2 tRNA genes and 3 rRNA genes are annotated in these 5502 nt (G+C 52.8%); all 5 read right to left on the bottom strand.

The features are described from left to right. Positions 1–6: 6 nt before the first annotated feature. Positions 7–119: ribosomal RNA gene (gene rrf, locus HHL11_RS34095) — 5S ribosomal RNA — on the bottom strand. Between the two features lie 134 nt (positions 120–253). Continuing rightward, positions 254–3133: ribosomal RNA gene (locus HHL11_RS34090) — 23S ribosomal RNA — on the bottom strand. Positions 3134–3456: 323 nt separating this feature from the next. After that, positions 3457–3532 (bottom strand) — tRNA-Ala (locus tag HHL11_RS34085). A 21-nt stretch (positions 3533–3553) separates the two neighbouring features. Beyond that, positions 3554–3630: transfer RNA gene (locus HHL11_RS34080), tRNA-Ile, on the bottom strand. A gap of 99 nt (positions 3631–3729) precedes the next feature. Beyond that, positions 3730–5260: ribosomal RNA gene (locus HHL11_RS34075) — 16S ribosomal RNA — on the bottom strand. The 16S, 23S and 5S rRNA genes sit together here with 2 tRNA genes alongside, the layout of an rRNA operon. Positions 5261–5502: the final 242 nt, after the last annotated feature.

Raw genomic sequence — 5502 nt, 5'->3', positions numbered from 1 at the left:
ATAACAGCCTGACGATGTCCTACTTTCACACGGGAATCCGCACTATCATCGGCGCAGAGGCGTTTCACTGTCCTGTTCGGGATGGGAAGGAGTGGGACCACCTCGCTATGGTCATCAGGCATAACTTGTTGCCACCTTGCTTTTGGAGCAAGGCAGCCAATTCATAGAGTCTTATCAGCAGCAGCTTTACAGCTGTGGGATTTTGATTGCGTTCAACCCTGGCACAACACCTTGATCGTCTGATCAAAGTTATAGGGTCAAGCCGCACGAGCAATTAGTACTGGTTAGCTTAACGCATTACTGCGCTTCCACACCCAGCCTATCAACGTCCTGGTCTAGAACGACTCTTCAGGGGGCTCAAGGCCCCGGCAGATCTCATCTTGAAACGAGTTTCCCGCTTAGATGCTTTCAGCGGTTATCTCTTCCACACTTAGCTACCCTGCAATGCCACTGGCGTGACAACAGGTACACCAGAGGTGTGTCCACTCCGGTCCTCTCGTACTAGGAGCAGGCTTCCTCAAATCTGCAGCGCCCACGGAAGATAGGGACCAAACTGTCTCACGACGTTTTAAACCCAGCTCACGTACCTCTTTAAATGGCGAACAGCCATACCCTTGGGACCGGCTACAGCCCCAGGATGAGATGAGCCGACATCGAGGTGCCAAACACCGCCGTCGATATGAACTCTTGGGCGGTATCAGCCTGTTATCCCCAGAGTACCTTTTATCCGTTGAGCGATGGCCCTTCCATACAGAACCACCGGATCACTATGTCCTGCTTTCGCATCTGCTCGACTTGTCAGTCTCGCAGTTAAGCACGCTTATGCCATTGCACTATCGTCACGATGTCCGACCGTAACTAGCGTACCTTCGAACTCCTCCGTTACGCTTTGGGAGGAGACCGCCCCAGTCAAACTGCCTACCATGCACTGTCCCCGGCCCGGATAACGGGCCTAGGTTAGAACCTCAAACGCACCAGGGTGGTATTTCAACGTTGGCTCCACCAGATCTAGCGACCCGGCTTCAAAGCCTCCCACCTATCCTACACAGATCCGTTCAAAGTCCAATACAAAGCTACAGTAAAGGTTCATGGGGTCTTTCCGTCTTTCCGCGGGGAGATTGCATCATCACAAACATTTCAACTTCGCTGAGTCTCGGGAGGAGACAGTGTGGCCATCGTTACGCCATTCGTGCAGGTCGGAACTTACCCGACAAGGAATTTCGCTACCTTAGGACCGTTATAGTTACGGCCGCCGTTTACTGGGACTTCGATCAAGAGCTTGCACCCCATCACTTAATCTTCCAGCACCGGGCAGGCGTCACACCCTATACGTCCACTTTCGTGTTTGCAGAGTGCTGTGTTTTTATTAAACAGTCGCAGCCACCGATTTTTTGCAACCGCTTTTAGCTCCATCCGCGAGGGACTTCACTGACTTGCGGCACACCTTCTTCCGAAGTTACGGTGTCAATTTGCCGAGTTCCTTCTCCCGAGTTCTCTCAAGCGCCTGAGAATACTCATCTCGCGCACCAGTGTCGGTTTGCGGTACGGTCGTCAATAGCTGAAGCTTAGTGGCTTTTCCTGGAAGCAGGGTATCACTCACTTCGGCGGCAAGCCGCCTCGTTATCACCCCTCATCTAAGCCCGGCGGATTTTCCTACCAGGCACGACTACAGGCTTGAACCGGGACATCCAACACCCGGCTGAGTTAACCTTCTCCGTCCCCACATCGCACTATTGATCGGTACAGGAATATTGACCTGTTTCCCATCAGCTACGCATCTCTGCCTCGCCTTAGGGGCCGACTCACTCTACGCCGATGAACGTTGCGTAGAAAACCTTGCGCTTACGGCGAGCGGGCTTTTCACCCGCTTTAACGCTACTCATGTCAGCATTCGCACTTCTGATACCTCCAGCATCCCTCTCGAGACACCTTCACAGGCTTACAGAACGCTCTCCTACCACTTGCACTTGCGTGCAAATCCGCAGCTTCGGTAACTGGCTTAGCCCCGTTACATCTTCCGCGCAGGACGACTCGATCAGTGAGCTATTACGCTTTCTTTAAATGATGGCTGCTTCTAAGCCAACATCCTGACTGTTTTAGCCTTCCCACTTCGTTTCCCACTTAGCCAATTTTAGGGACCTTAGCTGGCGGTCTGGGTTGTTTCCCTCTTGAGTCCGGACGTTAGCACCCGGTGCTCTGTCTCCCAAGCTGTACTCTGCGGTATTCGGAGTTTGCCTTGGTTTGGTAAGTCGCCATGACCCCCTAGCCAAAACAGTGCTCTACCCCCGCAGGTAATACTTGAGGCACTACCTAAATAGTTTTCGGAGAGAACCAGCTATTTCCAAGTTTGTTTAGCCTTTCACCCCTATCCACAGCTCATCCGCTAGTTTTGCAACACTAGTCGGTTCGGACCTCCAGTACCTGTTACGGCACCTTCATCCTGGCCATGGATAGATCACTTGGTTTCGGGTCTACACCCAGCGACTGGACGCCCTGTTCGGACTCGGTTTCCCTGCGGCTACCCTATTCGGTTAACCTTGCCACTGAATGTAAGTCGCTGACCCATTATACAAAAGGTACGCAGTCACCCTTGCGGGCTCCTACTTTTTGTAAGCATGCGGTTTCAGGATCTATTTCACTCCCCGCCTGGGGTTCTTTTCGCCTTTCCCTCACGGTACTAGTTCACTATCGGTCGATTACGAGTATTTAGCCTTGGAGGATGGTCCCCCCATCTTCAGACAGGATTTCTCGTGTCCCGCCCTACTTTTCGCTAGCTCAGTACCACACAGATCTTTTCGCGTACGGGGCTATCACCCTCTGTAGCCGGCCTTTCCAAGCCGTTCCGCTAAGTTCTGCGCTATCACTAGCAGGCTGTTCCGATTTCGCTCGCCACTACTTTCGGAATCTCGGTTGATGTCTTTTCCTCGAGCTACTGAGATGTTTCAGTTCACCCGGTTCGCCTCGCACGACTATGTATTCATCGTGCGATACCGCTTGCGCGGTGGGTTTCCCCATTCGGAAATCTCCGGATCAAAGCTTATTTGCCAGCTCCCCGAAGCTTATCGCAGGCTATCACGTCCTTCGTCGCCTGTAATCGCCAAGGCATCCACCACATGCTCTTAGTCACTTGACCCTATAACTTTGACCCCTCTCACGAGGATTCGCCGTCGATTCAAGTACTTGCGAGGTCTTTCACCTCGCGCGTTATGCCGTTATCTTCAAATCTCGCTTTCGCTCAATTGAAGTCTGGTTGACGCAATCAAAAAATTGTTGCTAGCGGCACGGTGAGCCATGACGCTCTTTCCGCTAACAACGCTGATTCGACTCTATGAATTGTTAAAGAACAGCCGATTGATTTGCGAGCAATCTCGCAATCAACAACAAAACAGCCTGGTCTTTCGATCAAGCCGCTTAGGTGTTGACTTCCGGGGAAACCCGGATTCTACAGGATACGAATGGTGGAGGATGACGGGATCGAACCGACGACCCCCTGCTTGCAAAGCAGGTGCTCTCCCAGCTGAGCTAATCCCCCAGGATTTCAGATCAAAGGAGATGGTGGGTCTGGTTGGTCTCGAACCAACGACCCCCGCCTTATCAAGACGGTGCTCTAACCAACTGAGCTACAGACCCGGGGCCGGTCGCTGCAGCAGCAAAGAGCGAAACGTCGCTGGCGACATCTTCCAACAACCGATAAGTGTGGACGTTTGATTCGGGAATTGCGGTTTCCAGAAAGGAGGTGATCCAGCCGCACCTTCCGATACGGCTACCTTGTTACGACTTCACCCCAGTCACGAACCCTGCCGTGGTAATCGCCCTCCTTGCGGTTAGGCTAACTACTTCTGGCAGAACCCGCTCCCATGGTGTGACGGGCGGTGTGTACAAGACCCGGGAACGTATTCACCGCGACATGCTGATCCGCGATTACTAGCGATTCCGACTTCACGCAGTCGAGTTGCAGACTGCGATCCGGACTACGACTGGTTTTATGAGATTAGCTCCCCCTCGCGGGTTGGCAACCCTCTGTACCAGCCATTGTATGACGTGTGTAGCCCTACCCATAAGGGCCATGAGGACTTGACGTCATCCCCACCTTCCTCCGGTTTGTCACCGGCAGTCTCATTAGAGTGCCCTTTCGTAGCAACTAATGACAAGGGTTGCGCTCGTTGCGGGACTTAACCCAACATCTCACGACACGAGCTGACGACAGCCATGCAGCACCTGTGTTCTGGCTCTCTTTCGAGCACTCCCACATCTCTGCGGGATTCCAGACATGTCAAGGGTAGGTAAGGTTTTTCGCGTTGCATCGAATTAAACCACATCATCCACCGCTTGTGCGGGTCCCCGTCAATTCCTTTGAGTTTCAACCTTGCGGCCGTACTCCCCAGGCGGTCAACTTCACGCGTTAGCTTCGTTACTGAGTCAGTGAAGACCCAACAACCAGTTGACATCGTTTAGGGCGTGGACTACCAGGGTATCTAATCCTGTTTGCTCCCCACGCTTTCGTGCATGAGCGTCAGTACAGGTCCAGGGGATTGCCTTCGCCATCGGTGTTCCTCCGCATATCTACGCATTTCACTGCTACACGCGGAATTCCATCCCCCTCTACCGTACTCTAGCTATGCAGTCACAAATGCAGTTCCCAGGTTAAGCCCGGGGATTTCACACCTGTCTTACATAACCGCCTGCGCACGCTTTACGCCCAGTAATTCCGATTAACGCTTGCACCCTACGTATTACCGCGGCTGCTGGCACGTAGTTAGCCGGTGCTTATTCTTACGGTACCGTCATCAGCCCTCTGTATTAGAGAGAGCCTTTTCGTTCCGTACAAAAGCAGTTTACAACCCGAGGGCCTTCATCCTGCACGCGGAATGGCTGGATCAGGCTTGCGCCCATTGTCCAAAATTCCCCACTGCTGCCTCCCGTAGGAGTCTGGGCCGTGTCTCAGTCCCAGTGTGGCTGGTCGTCCTCTCAGACCAGCTACAGATCGTCGGCTTGGTAGGCCTTTACCCTACCAACTACCTAATCTGCCATCGGCCGCTCCAATTGCGCGAGGTCTTGCGATCCCCCGCTTTCAACCTCAGTTCGTATGCGGTATTAGCGTAGCTTTCGCTACGTTATCCCCCACAACTGGGCACGTTCCGATGTATTACTCACCCGTTCGCCACTCGCCACCAGGGTTGCCCCCGTGCTGCCGTTCGACTTGCATGTGTAAAGCATTCCGCCAGCGTTCAATCTGAGCCAGGATCAAACTCTACAGTTCGATCTTGATGTTTGCTCATAGGAATCGAAGTGAACTTCACTTCTTTTCGTAGAGCGTTTGATTTGTTCCGAAGAACTTGGCAATTCCTGCCCACCAAACGCCCACGCTTATCGGCTGTAATTTGTTAACGAACCTGCAAGAATCTCCAGCGTTGCGCCTTCTTTTCTTGCCAACCTCGCTGCGATCAGCGAAGCCTTCGATTATGACACATTTTTTGAAAGCCGGTCAAGCTTTTTGAATTT

This window comes from Ramlibacter agri (assembly GCF_012927085.1).
GTDB classification, from domain to species: Bacteria; Pseudomonadota; Gammaproteobacteria; order Burkholderiales; family Burkholderiaceae_C; genus Ramlibacter; species Ramlibacter agri.
This window is presented reverse-complemented; position numbering and strand designations above follow the sequence as displayed.